This window comes from Marinobacter adhaerens HP15, from assembly GCF_000166295.1.
GTDB classification, from domain to species: Bacteria; Pseudomonadota; Gammaproteobacteria; order Pseudomonadales; family Oleiphilaceae; genus Marinobacter; species Marinobacter adhaerens.
Map to the genome: position 1 here is coordinate 1779037 of NC_017506.1, position 15590 is coordinate 1794626.

10 protein-coding genes are annotated in these 15590 nt (G+C 55.2%); 8 read left to right on the top strand and 2 right to left on the bottom strand.

Annotation, left to right across the window (positions count from 1 at the left end):
- Positions 1 to 107: 107 nt before the first annotated feature.
- Both HP15_RS08435 and HP15_RS08440 read left to right on the top strand, forming a co-directional pair.
- Complete coding sequence (locus HP15_RS08435; RefSeq protein ID WP_014577074.1) at positions 108 to 2846, top strand: ATP-dependent Clp protease ATP-binding subunit; 2739 nt, start codon at positions 108 to 110, stop codon at positions 2844 to 2846.
- 17 nt (positions 2847 to 2863) lie between these two features.
- Positions 2864 to 3832: an LLM class oxidoreductase gene (locus HP15_RS08440; RefSeq protein ID WP_014577075.1), complete on the top strand. Its 969-nt coding sequence runs from the start codon at positions 2864 to 2866 to the stop codon at positions 3830 to 3832.
- 48 nt (positions 3833 to 3880) lie between these two features.
- Here HP15_RS08440 and HP15_RS08445 read toward each other — a convergent pair whose 3' ends face one another.
- Positions 3881 to 4702, bottom strand: coding sequence for a CmcJ/NvfI family oxidoreductase (locus HP15_RS08445; RefSeq protein WP_041645210.1), 822 nt, complete (start codon positions 4700 to 4702; stop codon positions 3881 to 3883).
- A gap of 244 nt (positions 4703 to 4946) precedes the next feature.
- On the opposite strand from HP15_RS08445, the gene HP15_RS08450 reads away from it, so the two are divergent.
- The 3 genes from HP15_RS08450 to HP15_RS08460 all read left to right on the top strand — a co-directional run bounded on the left by HP15_RS08450 (position 4947) and on the right by HP15_RS08460 (position 7252).
- Positions 4947 to 6275, top strand: coding sequence for a DUF3422 family protein (locus HP15_RS08450; RefSeq protein ID WP_014577077.1), 1329 nt, complete (start codon positions 4947 to 4949; stop codon positions 6273 to 6275).
- A 110-nt stretch (positions 6276 to 6385) separates the two neighbouring features.
- Positions 6386 to 6652 (top strand): DksA/TraR family C4-type zinc finger protein, encoded by a 267-nt coding sequence (locus tag HP15_RS21925; RefSeq protein ID WP_014577078.1) that lies wholly within the window; start codon positions 6386 to 6388, stop codon positions 6650 to 6652.
- Positions 6653 to 6835: 183 nt separating this feature from the next.
- Complete coding sequence (locus HP15_RS08460; RefSeq protein WP_014577079.1) at positions 6836 to 7252, top strand: MerR family transcriptional regulator; 417 nt, start codon at positions 6836 to 6838, stop codon at positions 7250 to 7252.
- A gap of 2 nt (positions 7253 to 7254) precedes the next feature.
- Here the strand turns inward: HP15_RS08460 and HP15_RS08465 are convergent, their stop codons facing one another.
- Positions 7255 to 8181 (bottom strand): hypothetical protein, encoded by a 927-nt coding sequence (locus HP15_RS08465; RefSeq protein ID WP_014577080.1) that lies wholly within the window; start codon positions 8179 to 8181, stop codon positions 7255 to 7257.
- Between the two features lie 181 nt (positions 8182 to 8362).
- Here HP15_RS08465 and HP15_RS08470 point away from each other — a divergent pair, with 181 nt between their 5' ends.
- From HP15_RS08470 to HP15_RS08480, 3 genes are all read left to right on the top strand, one after another.
- Positions 8363 to 9586, top strand: coding sequence for an NADH:flavin oxidoreductase/NADH oxidase family protein (locus tag HP15_RS08470; RefSeq protein ID WP_041645212.1), 1224 nt, complete (start codon positions 8363 to 8365; stop codon positions 9584 to 9586).
- 451 nt (positions 9587 to 10037) lie between these two features.
- The gene (locus tag HP15_RS08475) at positions 10038 to 10799 is read left to right on the top strand and encodes a tyrosine-type recombinase/integrase (RefSeq protein ID WP_227499731.1); all 762 of its coding nucleotides are present in this window, start codon (positions 10038 to 10040) and stop codon (positions 10797 to 10799) included.
- Between the two features lie 172 nt (positions 10800 to 10971).
- Positions 10972 to 15516, top strand: a complete 4545-nt coding sequence (locus HP15_RS08480; RefSeq protein WP_169702152.1) for an NACHT domain-containing protein — start codon at positions 10972 to 10974, stop codon at positions 15514 to 15516.
- Positions 15517 to 15590 lie beyond the last annotated feature (74 nt).

Genomic DNA, 15590 nt, shown 5'->3' on the forward strand with positions numbered 1-15590 from the left:
CCCGGGCTCTGCCCCCTTCCAGACTTTACTGGGCTCCGCCCCTTCTCCAAGGCTTAGCCGTTCCCATACGACTGTTGTAAGCCACACAACAGTACTACGGAGGGAACATGGGCAAGAGCGCGGAACAATCACCGCAAGTATCCTGCGATATCTGCCGGCAACGCCCTGCGGCTCTGCAGGTAACCGTTTCACAGGCCGGTCGAAGACGCACCCTCAACGTATGCCAAACGGATTATTTGCGCCTGAGAGCACGAAGTGCCTCTCCGTTTGAATCCCTGTTTGGCAGCGGGCTGCACTCCGACGATTTCTTCGAGCGGCTGGCGCGAGACGAGGATTTCGGCTTTGGCAGTGTCGCCAGTCGAGAGAATGGCCGGCCGCAGGATAGCGAATCGATCGCCCTCGGTGACCTGCTTAGTGAGCAAAGCGAGCAGATTCTGCAGCAAGCCGCGGCTACCGCGGCGGAGTGGGGTTCGCAGCTCATTGATACCAGCCACCTGCTTTACGCGCTGGCCGATAACGATGTGGTGCAGGCGCTGCTCAAGCGATACCAGCTGTCTGCCAGGGACCTCAAGACCCAGGTTGAGCAACTGACACCCAAAGGTGCGAGCGAACCCGAAACGGACGGGCCTGCAAAGATCGGAGTTTCCCCACGGGTGAAAGCAGCGCTACAGCACGCCTTCCAGGCGTCGAGAGACCTTGGGCATGGGTACATTGGTCCCGAGCACCTTCTGATCGGTTTGGCCGAGGAGGAGGGGCTGGCCAGCGACTTGCTGAACCGTTACGGCCTTTCTGCACACAGTCTTCGGCAGAAGACTGTGCAGGTGGTCGGGAAGGGGGCGCAGGAGGGGCGACTGCCGGAGCAAAGCGACACACCCACCCTGGACAAGTACAGTCGGGATCTCACGGCACTGGCTAACGAGGGCAAGCTGGACCCGGTGATCGGTCGAGCGGCCGAGGTTGAGAGCCTGATCGAGGTTCTCTCCCGGCGCCGTAAGAACAACCCCGTTCTTATCGGTGAGCCGGGCGTCGGCAAGACCGCCATTGTTGAAGGGCTGGCGCAGCGAATTGTTCACAACGAAGTACCGGACCTGTTGCAGAACAAACGAGTGGTTGAGCTAAACATCAACTCGCTGGTGGCGGGCTCCCAGTATCGTGGTCAATTCGAGGAGCGGATCAAACAGGTCCTCGACGAGATTACTTCCCACCAAAACAAGATTGTGCTGTTCATCGACGAGCTACACACCATTGTCGGCGCCGGATCGACCGGGGGTGAGGGCGGGCTGGACGTCGCAAACACTCTCAAGCCACAACTGGCGCGTGGCGAACTGCATTTGGTCGGGGCGACCACGCTGGCCGAATACCAGAAGCACATCGAAAAAGACGCAGCGCTGGAGCGGCGGCTGCAACCGGTGTTCGTCGCCGAACCAACGATTGACCAGACCATCAATATACTCAGGGGGCTCAGGGATCGACTGGAGGCCCACCACAAGGTGACGATCACCGACGAGGCGATTGTCGCCGCCGTCGAGATGGCGGACCGCTACGTTACCAACCGGTTCCTGCCGGACAAGGCCATCGATCTGATCGATCAGGCGGCTGCCCGGGTACGAATCGGTGGCACTTCGCGGCCGCCGGAGCTTCACGAGCTTGGTGCACAGATCGACCAATTGCGGCGCGAACGTGACTACGCATCCAACCGCAAGGATTTCGAGCGCGCGAGCGCGCTGGAAGCTCGTATCGAAGAACACCAAGGCGACTATGATCAAGGCCTCGAGGAATGGAACACGACCCGGAGCACTAGCGCTAACCAGGTAGACGTCGAAGATGTGGCACAGATCGTTTCGCGTCTCACCGGCGTTCCGGTGGCAGAGCTCACCACTGAGGAGCGCACGAGGCTGATGGAGATGGAACAGCGTCTACATCAGCGGGTTGTCGGTCAGGACGAGGCGGTAACTGCGGTATCCGATGCCGTGCGCCTTTCTCGCGCCGGGCTGGGCGACCGCCGCCGTCCCATCGCAACCTTCTTCTTCCTCGGACCCACGGGCGTGGGTAAGACGGAATTGACCAAAGCCCTTGCGGAAACGGTATTTGGTGATGAAGAGGCGATGATCCGTATTGACATGAGCGAGTACATGGAGCGGCATACGGTCGCGCGCCTCATCGGGGCGCCTCCCGGGTACGTAGGGCACGAGGAAGGGGGTCAGCTTACCGAAAAGGTGCGCAGAAAGCCGTACAGCGTCGTTCTGCTGGACGAGTTCGAGAAAGCACATATGGATGTCCAGAACGTGCTGCTACAGGTCTTCGAGGATGGGCGGCTCACTGATGGCAAGGGGCGCGTTGTGGACTTCACCAATACCATCATAATCGCTACGAGCAACATCGGTTCCGATGTTATCCGGGAAAACATCGAGGCCCCGGAGGACAAGCGCAAGGACGACGCGGAATTGAAGTCGGAGCTGTTGAACGTGCTTCGTCGCTATCTCCGCCCGGAGTTCATCAACCGCATTGATGAGATCATCGTGTTCCACGCACTCGATCGCAAGCAAATCGGTGACATCGTAGGTCTGCAGCTCGAGCGCGTGAAGCGTATCGCGCACGGGCAGGGCTTGACGGTGGAGTTTGACGACTCACTCATCGACCACTTGGCGGATGTCGGCTACCGGCCGGAGTTTGGTGCGCGCGAACTTCGTCGCCAGATCCGATCCCTGATCGAGACGCGCCTTGCGAGTGCCGTGTTGCGGGGCGACATAGAGGAAGGTGATAGCCTGCGCTTCGTCTACGACGAGGGTCGAAGTGAGATCCGCTGGGAGAAGGAAGCAAAGGTGCCTGCCTCCGAACCGGAGTGACAAATGAAGGACAGAGTATGTTTACTCCGAATTCCATTCCCTATCAGCAACAACCTGGCTTTCAGCGCACCTACCGCCAAGGCCGCCTGAGCCTTGGCCTTTTCTTCCCCCTCGAAGCCTTTACCGGCGATACGCCGAGTATGCTCGACCAGGTCAGCTTGGCCCAAAATGCCGAAAAGCTGGGTTTCTCCGCCCTTTGGTTTCGCGACGTGCCGTTACGCGACCCCAGCTTCGGGGATTCGGGCCAGGTGTTCGACCCCTGGGTCTACCTGGGTTTTATGGCAGCACATACTCACTCGATTGCGCTGGGTACCGCGTCGGTCATCCTGCCAATCCGTAATCCCCTGCACACTGCCAAGGCCGCAACGAGTGTCGATCAGCTCAGTGGTGGCCGTCTGTTACTCGGCGTGGCTTCCGGTGACCGTCCAGTAGAGTTCCCGGCATTCGGTGTCGACCCGGAGCAACGCGGCAGCCTGTTCCGCGAATACCTCAAGGTATTTCGCGAGGTACAGCTCAGCAGTTTCGTGCCTATAACCTGGTCCGGCGGCACGCTTGAGGGAGCCGATTTGATTCCCAAGCCGACCACGGCGGAAATTCCTTTCTTCGTTACCGGCCATAGCCGTCAGACGCTGGAGTGGATCGCCCGTTACAGTCATGGGTGGATCAGTTATCCGCGTCCCCCGAAGTCCCAGCAAGTGGTTGTCGAGAACTGGCGCACGGCGGTTCGTGATGAATGTGGCGAGCTGTTCAAACCCTTCAGCCAGTCACTTTATCTCGACCTGACAGATAACCCGCAGACACCACCACGGCCGATCCACTTGGGGTATCAACTGGGACGGCATCGCCTTATTGCGCTACTACACATCTTGCAGGAGATCGGCGTAAACCATGTGATTATCAATCTGAAATACGGCCAACGACCTGCCGGCGAGGTCGTTGAGGAAATCGGTGAATTCGTTTTACCTGACTTCGCCATGTCGGCATAAAAGCCGGTCAGGAGCTGTACGGGGGAGGGCATCGCCAGTGTTCAAAATCTAGCCGAAGAAGGCGAGGGTGCGAACCTCGATACTCTCTCGAGGCGGGGCTCCTGGCGGCGTATTGGGGTCCTGGAAGGCCGTATGGGGGGTGAAGCGGGCACGGCCGTCGTGACGCGAGTCATACCCTTTGATCAGCAAGGCTTCGTCACGGCGCATGTCCGGAAAATAGTACCAGCGCTGGCGCGGATTGTAGGCCAGGTGGTAGATCTCACCGATACGATCCGGGTAGACCAGGTCGGTGGCCAGCAGGTCATCGGAGTCGAGCGTCGATGCGTCCAGCAGCGCCAGCGGCGAACGCTTGACGGGCCCATTTATGGGGCGCCATAGGTTGATCTGAGCTACCGGCATTGCCGCCAGAGCGTCGGCCTGTTCGCTGCCCAGCACGTCGCGCACACGCTCAGGCCCTGAGCGCTCGGTGTAGTCATTATGCACGCGGCTGGCCGGGCCGCGAATGCCCCGTTGCTCGGCATCGCTACGCCGGGTGTGGTCGAAGATGACGACGCGGCTCGCTCCCGTCAGCTCTTTAATCAAAGCCTCGACTTCGGCATAGTAGACGCTTTCCACCAACGTATCGTCGTAAAGGTCCTCGACCACCGTGTCCCGCCGATGAAGTTCGAACCCCTGCTTGTCCAGAGAAAGGCTGTCTACCAGCGGTCGGCCGTTGTATATCGTGACGTCGCGCTCCTCCTGTTCTGCAAAGTAGTGCGGTTCACTGTCACCGGTCAGGGCTTCGGTATGCACATAGGGCTTCGCGTCGTGCTTGACCAGATAGGTGAGCGTCGTGGTAATGCTGGCGGGCATGTCCGCTGAGTGCTGCAAGAAACACCTCCTGGTCCGCTGAACGCGTCCAGAGTGTGGTGTCATCGTGGGGGCGCGATAGCTTTAGAGTTCTTCACTACCAAGTATAGGCCATCAGACGGCAACTTTCCCTGCCTTGGCCCGGTTCTTTGGTCAAATGTTACATCGCGTCGTAATCGCTCACGGGGTGCACCTTCGCGTAGTGAGCTATAGTGTTAGTAGAGCCCCACTCAGTATTCTCTCAACCAGTCAACCTGAGGTCATTATGACCGAGTCGACCCACCATCCGAACGATCAGCCGGCCTCAACCGACACCGTGTATGGAATGCCGGCCTATCCCGATAGGGCTGCGGCCGTCAACGAAGTGCATGCACGCCCACACCTCATGATTCAGGCCCCGAGGGAGATGTTGCAGTTCGCTTTCATGACGGGAGGAAATCTGACCAAGGATAAGTTGGCGATGAATGAGTTGTCTGGGCGTCTCCACGTGGCTGAGCCTGACCAATCTACGTCCTTTCATGGCTTGACCTGGGAAGACGGAGGCCTGCATTGCGAAAAGCACTCGGAGTATTCCACGTATCTGTGGTGTGCCGAGCTTGATCCCGAAACCGGAGAACCGCGCGGCGAGAATCCTTTCAAGCATGGATTCATACCTCCCGGCCCGGTGGTATCGGGCGTGCGCCTGACGTTTCTTCCATGGAATTCGGATACTGAGAAGGAGGTAGATCGCTTCGATCCTTCCTGCCTTTGTTACTCGCTGGTAGAAAGTGGGGACGCTGCCATCCTCACCGATTTCCGACAGGATGAAGACGGCCTGACGCACATCCTGATCCTTGCGCGTGATTTAAAACCCGCACGAGCGGGGGCGCTGGCGCAACGCCTTCTGGAGATCGAGACCTACCGGACCTTAGCCTTGTTGTCGTTGCCATTGACCAGGTCAATGACGACGGAGCTGCGAAGCATGGAGTCACAACTGGCCATGATGACTGATGAGATGTCTACGAACTCGGAAGCGCGGCGTGATAACCATTCCCTTCTGTCAGAATTGACCAGTCTGGGTGCAAAACTGGAGGCCTGTGTTGCTGCGAATCTCTATCGATTTGGCGCCAGCCGGGCTTACTACGAGATTGTTGAAGAGAGGTTGGCAACGCTAGTGGAGGAGGGCGTATCGGGATACTTCACCTGGCGGGATTTCCTTCAGCGTCGTATTGCTCCTGCGATGCGAACCTGCCTTTCGGTTAAAGAGCGCCAGGCCAAGCTCTCCGACGAACTGACCCGAAACATCTCACTGCTGCGCTCCTGGGTCGATGTCGAACTGGAACGTCAGAATCGGGACTTGCTGGCGTCGATGAACAACCGAGTCAAGCTGCAATTGCGTCTTCAGCAAACGGTTGAAGGCCTGTCTGTGGCAGCAATTTCATATTACGTCGTGAGTCTTTCAGGCTATTTCCTGAAGGGTATTCCATTCATTTACGATGTTGTCACACCGGTGATGTCGGTACTGGTACCCGTCGTGATGCTGTCGATCTGGTGGAAAGTTCGTCGGATCAGGCATGCCCACGAGGATTCCACGGCGCTGGAAAGGTCTTACTGACGATCTACCGGCTTGAAACGCGAAAAGGGGAAATCGGCAATCGTGGAGCGTCCGCTTTCGGACGCAACCATTTGATGGGTTCAGTCATCTGATCTTTCTGGGGTGAGGCTATGGCAGGTGGATGGTCACGTGATGGTTCGGTTCAGGAACAGATCGACGCAAGCGTTGAAGACGAGATTGAGCGCGCTCGCAGCCAGCTTACCGTGGGTGAGAGTGCCGCGAAATGCGATGAATGTTGCGCGCCAATTCCAGAGGCCCGGCGCAAGGCGATTCCCGGAGTTCGGCTTTGTATTGACTGCCAGTCGGCCCATGAAAAGCGGAATACCCGGGCTAGCGGTATCAATCGGAGGGGCAGTAAGGATAGCCAGCTTCGATAGCCGCTGGGTTTGCATGCCGATCCGAATGTTCGCTTTGCGACCGTTCCGCATCCGAGGCAATCCCTAAACAAAAACGGGCATTGAGATTCGAATAACATGACCGCGTAGTGACAGACAACTGGGCGCCTGCCGCAGCAATTGGTAAAGTTAAATCACGCGTTAATCTTTAACTGGCAGGCACGCATGAAAATCAGTGAAATTGCCAAGCTCACGCAGCTGGCACCTTCCAAGATCCGCTTTTATGAACACATCGGATTGCTGAAAAACGTGCAACGCAAGGCAAACGGCTATCGCAGCTATCCGCCCGAAGCGGTCACCGTGCTGAAGCTTATTACCACGGCGCAACAGGCTGGATTTAGTCTGGATGAGCTGAGATCTCTGCTTCCGTCGGACATGGAAGCGTGGGACCACAGTTTTCTTCTGCAATCACTCCACCAGAAGGTTCGGGATATTGAGGACATGGAGCAGAAGCTGGCTGCCAGTAAAGCCCAGTTGCTGGATGTTCTGGCGGATATTGAGGCCAAACCGGAGGACATGGATTGTGCCGACAACGCAAAACGGGTGCTTTCCCAGTATGGTCTGGGAAAGCCCGAGCACTGACCTCAGTCGTTCAGGGAAGCCAGTGGTTTTGGCGCGTAAAGTGCGCTCTGAAAGCTGGGAACGTAGTCGTATCGGACCATCTCACCAAGATCCAAGCTGCGAATAAAGTCCGAGAACTCACCCTCACCCAACTCAAGATTGACGGCTTCGTCATCCATGGTCGAACCATGTTTGAGTTGGCGTGAATCGGCGTGGCCATAGACCAGGCGCCCATCCTGATCAATATTAATGAAGCTGTTAGTCACAAGGGTTTCTTCTTCGGAAACATCCTCCAATCGTTCGGTCTCAAATACAAAATCCAGTTTTCCGCTTTTCTGGTCCATCACTTCAAAGGTCACCGAGTGATCGCTCATCCGGTAGTTAATGCCTATCAGCCATTTGGGCAGGTTGTATCCGACTACACCGCGTACCCGCGCCAGTTCAGTATCCACAGGCAGCTTGAGAACATAACCCCAGAAATCTGCATTTCGGGACTGCCGGAAGAGGCTGATAGGGCCCCTGTTGGCGTTGCCAGGCTTGGTAGTGACTATCGCCAGCGAGATTTCGTTGTAAGAGTCATTGTCGCAGTAGTGATAGGCGTAGCCCGTCAGCGCTACTAACCCCCTGCCTGGCCAGATACTTAAGGGTTGAACCTGCTCTCGCACCTCTTCGGGCATGAGCGAGGTGAGACGGTCCAGATCGGCGGTAAAAATCGCCGTCACCTTGCTGTTTTCATAGTAAAAATTTGGTGAATAGGATTCAAACCCAATATCCACTTTCTGTTTTTCCAGCGTTCGAAACCAGCTCAGATCGGTTTCCGGCGATTCCTCTGCAATGACCGAGAGTGGCGGGTTCGAACGGAATCGATCGTAGAGGCCGTCCTCGATAACGGGTACGTCGTAACCCGCAATGTCTATGATGGTGGTCTCCGCGTGGGACAGTGAAGACATAAGCGCCAGTGCCAGCCCTGCTGCTCTGTGTGTGAATCTCATTCCTAGTACCTCCCAATGTGTGTTGGTTGCGGGAAGCACCTTAAGGTTAAATCTAACTTTAAGGTCAACCTTTATTTTCCTGTTGACCTTAAAGTTGACTTTAAGGATAGAGTCGCCTCACATCCTAAGGAGGTGACCCATGAACGTATTTCAACCACTCTTGCTCCCGAATGGCACCCAGGTGCCTAACCGAATTGCCAAGGCCGCCATGGAAGAGAACATGGCGGATTCGAATTTCGCCCCCTCGGAGGGCCTCATTCAGCTATACCGGGCGTGGGCCGAAGGTGGTTCCGGCCTTTTGATAAGCGGAAATGTGATGATTGACCGCCGGGCGATGACCGGTCCGGGCGGCGTGGTTCTGGAGAACGACGATCAATTGCCACTCTTCAAACGATGGGCTGACACCGGGCGAGCGCGGGGCGCGCAGTTCTGGATGCAGATTAATCATCCCGGTCGTCAAATGCCGGGCGATCTGGCGCAGGAAACCTGGGCGCCGTCGCCGATATCCGTCGATCTGGGCAAGATGTCCAAGCATTTCAATCCGCCACGAGAGCTTACGGAAGAAAAGATCCAAGATGTGATTGCGCGTTTCATTGAAACAGCCAGACTGGCTGAGCAGGCCGGGTTCACGGGCGTCGAGGTCCACGGCGCGCACGGGTACCTGATCAGTCAGTTCCTGTCACCGCTGACCAACAAGCGCCGGGATCAGTGGGGCGGCTCGCTTGAGAATCGCGCACGCCTGTTGATCGAGGTGGTTCGCGGTATCCGCGCTGCGGTGTCACCGGACTTCGCCGTGGCAGTAAAACTGAACTCCGCCGACTTTCAGCGAGGTGGCTTCAGTCAGGATGATGCACGGCAGGTTGTGTCCATGCTGAACCCTCTGGGTGTGGACCTGGTCGAGCTGTCGGGTGGCAGCTACGAGGCGCCTGCCATGCACGGGGGTGCCCGGGATGGCCGCACCTTGGCAAGAGAAGCCTATTTCTTTGAATTCGCCAAAGACATCCAGGCCTTCGCAAGAATGCCAGTCATGGTGACGGGTGGCGTACGCCGCTTGCCCGTGGCAGAGCAGGTCGTGAGTAGCGGCGTGGACATGGTAGGCATCGCAACGGCGCTGGCCATCGATCCAAACTTGCCGAGAGACTGGGAAAACGGCCGAAACAGCGCACCGGAACTGTCCCCGATCACCTGGAAAAACAAACCTTTGGCATCCCTGGCGTATATGTCGGTGGTGAAATACCAGCTGCTCAAACACAGCCTGGGAAAGCCTGCCAAACCGGAAGTGTCGCCGCTTTGGGCTCTGGCTTGCGGACAACTGAACAACACTGTTCGTAGCCGCAGGTACCGCAGGAAAATGGCGGCTTAATGCGCGGTCGAGGGAAGCCGGCAATTTTGGCTTTTTGAAGCGTTGGCAGGTCGAATTCGCCGTGATCGCCTGCCAACGTTGTCGCAACTTTGACCAGGCTGAACGCTCGCTTTCGAGATCTATATGAATGTTCGCTTTGCGACCAAAGCTTCAGTTTCGAACCTCCACCGACCAACTTCGTCACCCGGAGTCGCCAGTTGCCGTTCGACGTCGTCATTGGCATTGCCCCAGAGCAGATCGGAAACGATCGGTTCTTTTCCGATTAGCGTGAGAATTAGCTCCCGAAGTCGGGACGGCATCGATTATCGTCAGTTTCTGTCACTTGAAATGTGATTTGACGCTTGTTCGTAGTTCGTCAACCGACCCCCGTTTCTCGCGGTTTTCCCGTTGGTTGCCATACTTATGAAACCGGAAGAGGGCGCTTGGCCGGGCCTGGAATTCCCCCCTGAAATTGACAGAACCCTGGACGGGAAATGTCAAAATCCATCACCAGCGCGCGGTCACTTCCGCGCCCGTCCCGAAATACGCGTTCGCTCGGCTTTCAGGAGCGTCCACTGGTCTCGTTCCCGATCACCGAGGTACCATCGATTGGGACCGACTCATCGACAAGCGGCCGTTGCTGCCGGAAACCCTCGACACCATGCCCAAGTACCTGCTCAAGCCCGAGGTACTGACGCTGCTGGAGGCCGAGACCCACCCCATGCACCGGCTGATCCTGGATCTGATGTGGTGCATCGGCGCGCGGGTCTCCGAGGTGCTGACGATCACGCCGGCGAGTTTCATTGATGACGGCTACGACTTCGGGGTGGTCCTCAAGACGATCAAGCAAGGGGCCGGGCGGCCGAGCAAACGCAGCCTGCAACGCTCGCCCAAGCGCTTTATTCCGATTCTGGATAGAGACTTTCAGACCCGGATCCAGAGCTACCTGTGGATGGGGAAGTTTCGGCAGGACGAGCGGATCTTTCCGATCACGCGCCAAGCGGTCAGTGCCAACATCGATCGGCTGATCGACCAGGTGGGGGGAGAGCCGCCGTTCAAGATCGGGTGCCATACCTTTCGGCACAGCTTCGCGGTGCATCTGCTGCTGTACGGCCGACCGCTGAAGTTTGTGAGCCAACTGCTCGGGCATCGAAGCGTGGAATCCACAGAGGTTTACACAAATGTGTTAGCGTTCGACGGAGCGCATTTCTTGGAAGGCGTAGATTTTCACTGACCCTTCTCTGGGAGGAAGGGCATTCGCGAACGGAAATGAAGATCGCAAAGCCAACCGTGTTAGATGTAAGCTCTCTACTGACGGGACTTCTAAATAATTGTTTTACAATGTCGCAGGCATTGGGTGCTTGCAAACATACCGGGCTTTGGACAAAGCCGTGTTGGGAGTAGAAATGGCTCTCTTGAGAACTGAGATCGAAAAGGCACTCGAAGAGCTCATCTCCCAAGAAGAAGGAATGCGTTTTCAAGGGCTCGCGGTTGTTATTGGCAAGTTGCGCTGGCCCGAACTCGTTGCCCGTCAGCGCAAGAAAGATTTGGGACTTGATGCCTACGCGCGCGCAAGCCTGACTCAGGAAAATGTTGGCAAGGGCCTCGCCGCGTCAATCACCCCAACCCTTACAAAAATTTCCCACGATGTAGTGACCGCCAAAGAGAACTTTCCTGATCTGAGAAAGCTCATCTTCGTGACACCCGCCAAAGTTGGGAACGCCGACCGCAAAAAATGGGAAGATAAGATAGAGCAAGATCACGGTATCGAACTGCATGTCATCGAGCGCGAGGAAATTATCACTCTTATGCAGATGCCAGAGAGTGCCTCGCTATTAGCAAGCTTTCTCTATCTTAAGCACGATATCGAGCCTCCTGCTGAAAGTGTCGTTGCCAAGGCCAAGCGAGCCGCTGAAGTAGTCGTGCAAAATTGGTTTTCAAAGACAAAGAACCAGCCCCTCATTGATCTACTGGCGGTCCGTTTAGATCACGATGGAGCAGAATCTGACGATTTGCTGTCACTAGAACAAATCGACCAAGCGTTGTCCCAAAGCCGACGCATTGTTCTCGAAGGACCTGCCGGCCGAGGCAAAACTACAACATTAATACAGCTGGGGTTAAAGTCTCGATTTGCTGGAATCCCCTTGATGATCGAGCTTCCGGCCTGGGCATCTTCAGGCCGGGAAATTCTTGAATATGTTGCCGGCATGCCTGCGTTTCAGGCTGAAGGTCTCACCTCTGCCGACTTGGCGCAATTACAGACGGTGGAACCCTTCTTGTTCCTGCTGAACGGGTGGAACGAGATCGCGGAGTCAAACTCTGTACGAGCAGTAGAAGCACTTAAGTTGCTCGAACGAGATTTCCCGAGCTCTGGGATCATAGTCGCAACAAGAAAACATCACTTCACACCCCCTTTGCCAGGCGCGACGCAGTTGAGATTGCTGCGCCTCCGACATTCCGAGAGAACCAGTTACCTAGAGGCCCGACTTGGGGGAAAAGGTAGAGCCCTTCGTATCCGTATCGATTCTGAACCTGCTCTGGATGATCTAACCCTTACGCCTTTCGTGCTCTCTGAAGTAGCTTCACTCTTTGAAGCAGGCGCGGATATTCCGTCCACGAAAATCGGCATTCTTTCTGAAGTTCTTCGACTGCAAGAACAACGAGACGAGCATAGGAATGCTTTACTCACTGCACCTATTTTTGGACGTCAAACGGATTTCCTAAAGACTTTAGCAACGGAGATGACTCGCCGAGGAACGGTGTATCTGGGTGAAGCCGAGGCCCGCTCTTTTACCGCCGACATAACCAATGAGCTTGTGGCCTGCGGGCAGCTTTCCCCCGCTGGGTCGCCCGAGGTACTCTCGCTGCTGACGGCTCACCACGTACTCGAACGAATTGACTATCCAAAGATAGCGTTTCAGTTTGAGCATCAACAGGTTCAAGAATACTATGCTGCGCTGGATCTTTTTGAACGCCTACTCGATATTGGGGAGGGGGATCAAGAAGCGATTGAGCGTTTCAAGGAGCAATACGTCAACGATCCAGTGTGGGGCGAACCGGTTCGAATGATCGCCGAAATGTGTGCGGAGTCTACTGAGGACGAAGCTTTACATGACAGAGCCGTCAGCGCCGGCGTGAAGCTTGTGGGAATGACGTTGTCCGTCGATATCGTATTCGCCGGTGAGCTTGCTAGACTTTGTGGCAAGCTTATATGGAAGAAGGTCCGTGATTCGGTTGGAGAGAGACTTCGAAACGTTTACACAGTTCAAGAGGGGGCTTTTCGACAACTCGCCCTAGCGGCTATGCTTGGCACCGGCTCCGACGACTTCAAAGATATAATTATTCCAGTTCTTTCAGGATCAGACCAACAGTCTCGCCTCAAGACCTACAGGCTCTTCCCATCTATTGAAACCTCATCTCTTGGACCGAACTGGCGCGATGAAGTGCGAGGCTGGAGTGAGGAGGCTAGATCTGATTTTGTTGCCGAATTGCTTCACCATCGCTTAAAAGTTGAGATTGCTAACTTTGCTGCTGAAGATGAGAGTAAGGTTGTGAAGAGTGCAGCGATATCTGGTCTTCTATGGACAGGATCGGAGGAGGTTCTGGCTCGAGTTCTCGAGTCCTTGGATCCGGAAACCTTCGAGGAGCTTGCATGCCAACATACCAACGAATTTCCAAAGGATCTCAGGCCCAAGCAAATCATTGCGATCCGCCATCGTCTAGATGCGACCCAAGACCCTTCTAGTCGCCTTAGAATGGGTTTGGAGTTGATAGAATTAGGAGAACGACGGTTAGCGGAAATCATCAAAGATGCGATGACCGCACTCTCTGGTAGTGAACTGAGCAAAATTGGTTCGCCGACCGTTAAGCACGCTCTCGAGTATATTGGAAGAACCGATCCAGAGTGGGAAAGCGATTGGGTTGCTATCAGGATTGCCGAAGGCTCTCTTTGGGACCCCAAATACTGGCTGCCTTTTGTTACATGTGTTTCCGATGATTTAACCGACAAGCTCCTGACTCGCCTTGAAACCGAGGATCTGCGGAAAGAGCGCATTGACGGCCTCATTTTTGCGGTCTCGAAGCTATCAAACGAAAATATATCTGCCCGTGTCTTTAGCAAATTGCGTGAGCTTCAAGGGAGAGTAGACGAAGATCACGACAAAAAGCATGAATTTGAGTCCCAGATAATTTGGCAGCTAGAAGCTTTGTTTCGTAGTTTTCCCGGAGACGTCGCTGCGGCAGGAATTCTCTCCTCTGCATCCTGTCGGGATCCTCTTGACATCAAAGTTACCACTCAAGTTTTAACCAGAATAGCTTCGGATATGGAGCCTCTGAAAATCTGTAATGATGATCTAAGAGTGCAGCTCCGTTATTACCTGAGAAGTACCATAGATATCGTACTGGAGCAGGACGATTTTAACGGCAAGGAAAAGGCCGACATGGCTTCTTCGATTGCACGAATCGGGGAACCCGGAGACATTGAGCTCCTGGTGAGGCTCATCTACGCCGATATAGAAAGAATTCGCCAAGGAAAGGCTGCACGAGCTTCCGGAGATTCTGGTCCTCGCGTTAATGGTTCATATATGAGCTATTCTCGGTGGCATATTGCCTCTGCGAGATTACTCGACTCTTGCGGAGCCAACGAGGTCCTCATTGACTTGCTCTCAGAGCCGGAGTATCGCTCCGACGCGGCGGCTGCAATGGCAGTCGATTTTTTGCCCAAGTCGAGTCAGTTTTTCTCTCGTCCCTTTCGATCGGACATAATGTGGGCTGCGCGCGAAGGGCGCTCTACGTCGCCGGCCGACGACCAGTGGCGCACGCGGTTTGCATCCGCAATTAATTCCGAAATCGAGCGCCTACGAGAACGAGCCCCTGAGGGGAAATCCTTCCCAATCCTGGCACAGCTTGCAAATGCGCTTGCTGCCGTAGATGGCCACGGTTCCGCGGCAACAGTGTTAGAAATAATTGGAAAGCCTGACGAGTGGAACCAATTCATTTGTCTCGACGCCGCTGAACGATTACTTATCGCTGGAGTCCTGCTGCCGGTGAATACTCTATTTTCACAGGTGAATCCCATCCTTGAGAGAACTAGACACTGGCTCCAAAAATCGGAGAGGGATTTACTACGACGAGCCCTGGTGCTCTGTCCATTCGTAGATGACCCAAAGCTTGGAATCGCCAAGATGCGGGAGGTGCTTAGCAAACGCCAATTCCGAGGATACGAGCTGAGGGAACTTATAATGGCTCTTGGGGAGAGTCGATCGGAGGCGGCCTCGGAGCTCTTATACGATCTAGCAACTGATCCACAGATCTTTCGGGAATGCGATGATTACCTCATCGATGCCCTCTCAAAACTCAACAAGCCGCTAGCGCGTGAACTGCTCCTCGGTCTTGTCGATCCGGAGATTCCTGACCTCTTATTAACACGCCGCCCTCAGCGTGAGGACGTACTGGTGGGGCGCCTTGCCGAACTGGCTCAGGATGATGCCGAAGTGGGCGAACGGCTACGGAAGTTGTGCGAGTCAGATATTCCGATACTGATTAGAGATATCCTTTCGAAAGTAATGAACTTGATTGGGACGCCAGAAGCCTTTAGCGCCAGCCTAAGCCTGATTGATGACACCAGGCAAATAGCTATTCCACAAGGTATTTGGAGTCTGCTCAATAACGCGTTTATTAATCGACGCCCCCACGCACAGAATTCCAGTATCTTTGAGCTAAGTCCAAGCTCGTCAAATCAATTGCGTACTGAGCTATTTCGAATGGCGATTAGGGATGAAAAACGATGGAAGTCTGCCTTAAGGCTTCTTGTTGAAATCGAGGAATGGCGCTTGGAGCAGGGGAGGCCGACAATTGAACCTCGTCATCCCGATCTTACATCTGGGCAACCATGGCCGCCATGGGAGGCTTTCGGCCATCCTAATCAGAAAACGCTCGACGGTCACTTATGATCAAGTCGTTTAAAGGATGTGCTTAACGGCTGCCAACGCAGAAGAACAGCATCATCGATGAGCTATTGCCGCTC

Coding starts and splice junctions, on each gene's coding strand:
- HP15_RS08435 (WP_014577074.1), top strand. CDS start 108: ATGGGCAAGAGCGCGGAACAATCACCGCAAGTATCCTGCGATATCTGC.
- HP15_RS08440 (WP_014577075.1), top strand. CDS start 2,864: ATGTTTACTCCGAATTCCATTCCCTATCAGCAACAACCTGGCTTTCAG.
- HP15_RS08450 (WP_014577077.1), top strand. CDS start 4,947: ATGACCGAGTCGACCCACCATCCGAACGATCAGCCGGCCTCAACCGAC.
- HP15_RS21925 (WP_014577078.1), top strand. CDS start 6,386: ATGGCAGGTGGATGGTCACGTGATGGTTCGGTTCAGGAACAGATCGAC.
- HP15_RS08460 (WP_014577079.1), top strand. CDS start 6,836: ATGAAAATCAGTGAAATTGCCAAGCTCACGCAGCTGGCACCTTCCAAG.
- HP15_RS08465 (WP_014577080.1), bottom strand. CDS start 8,181: ATGTCTTCACTGTCCCACGCGGAGACCACCATCATAGACATTGCGGGT.
- HP15_RS08470 (WP_041645212.1), top strand. CDS start 8,363: ATGAACGTATTTCAACCACTCTTGCTCCCGAATGGCACCCAGGTGCCT.
- HP15_RS08480 (WP_169702152.1), top strand. CDS start 10,972: ATGGCTCTCTTGAGAACTGAGATCGAAAAGGCACTCGAAGAGCTCATC.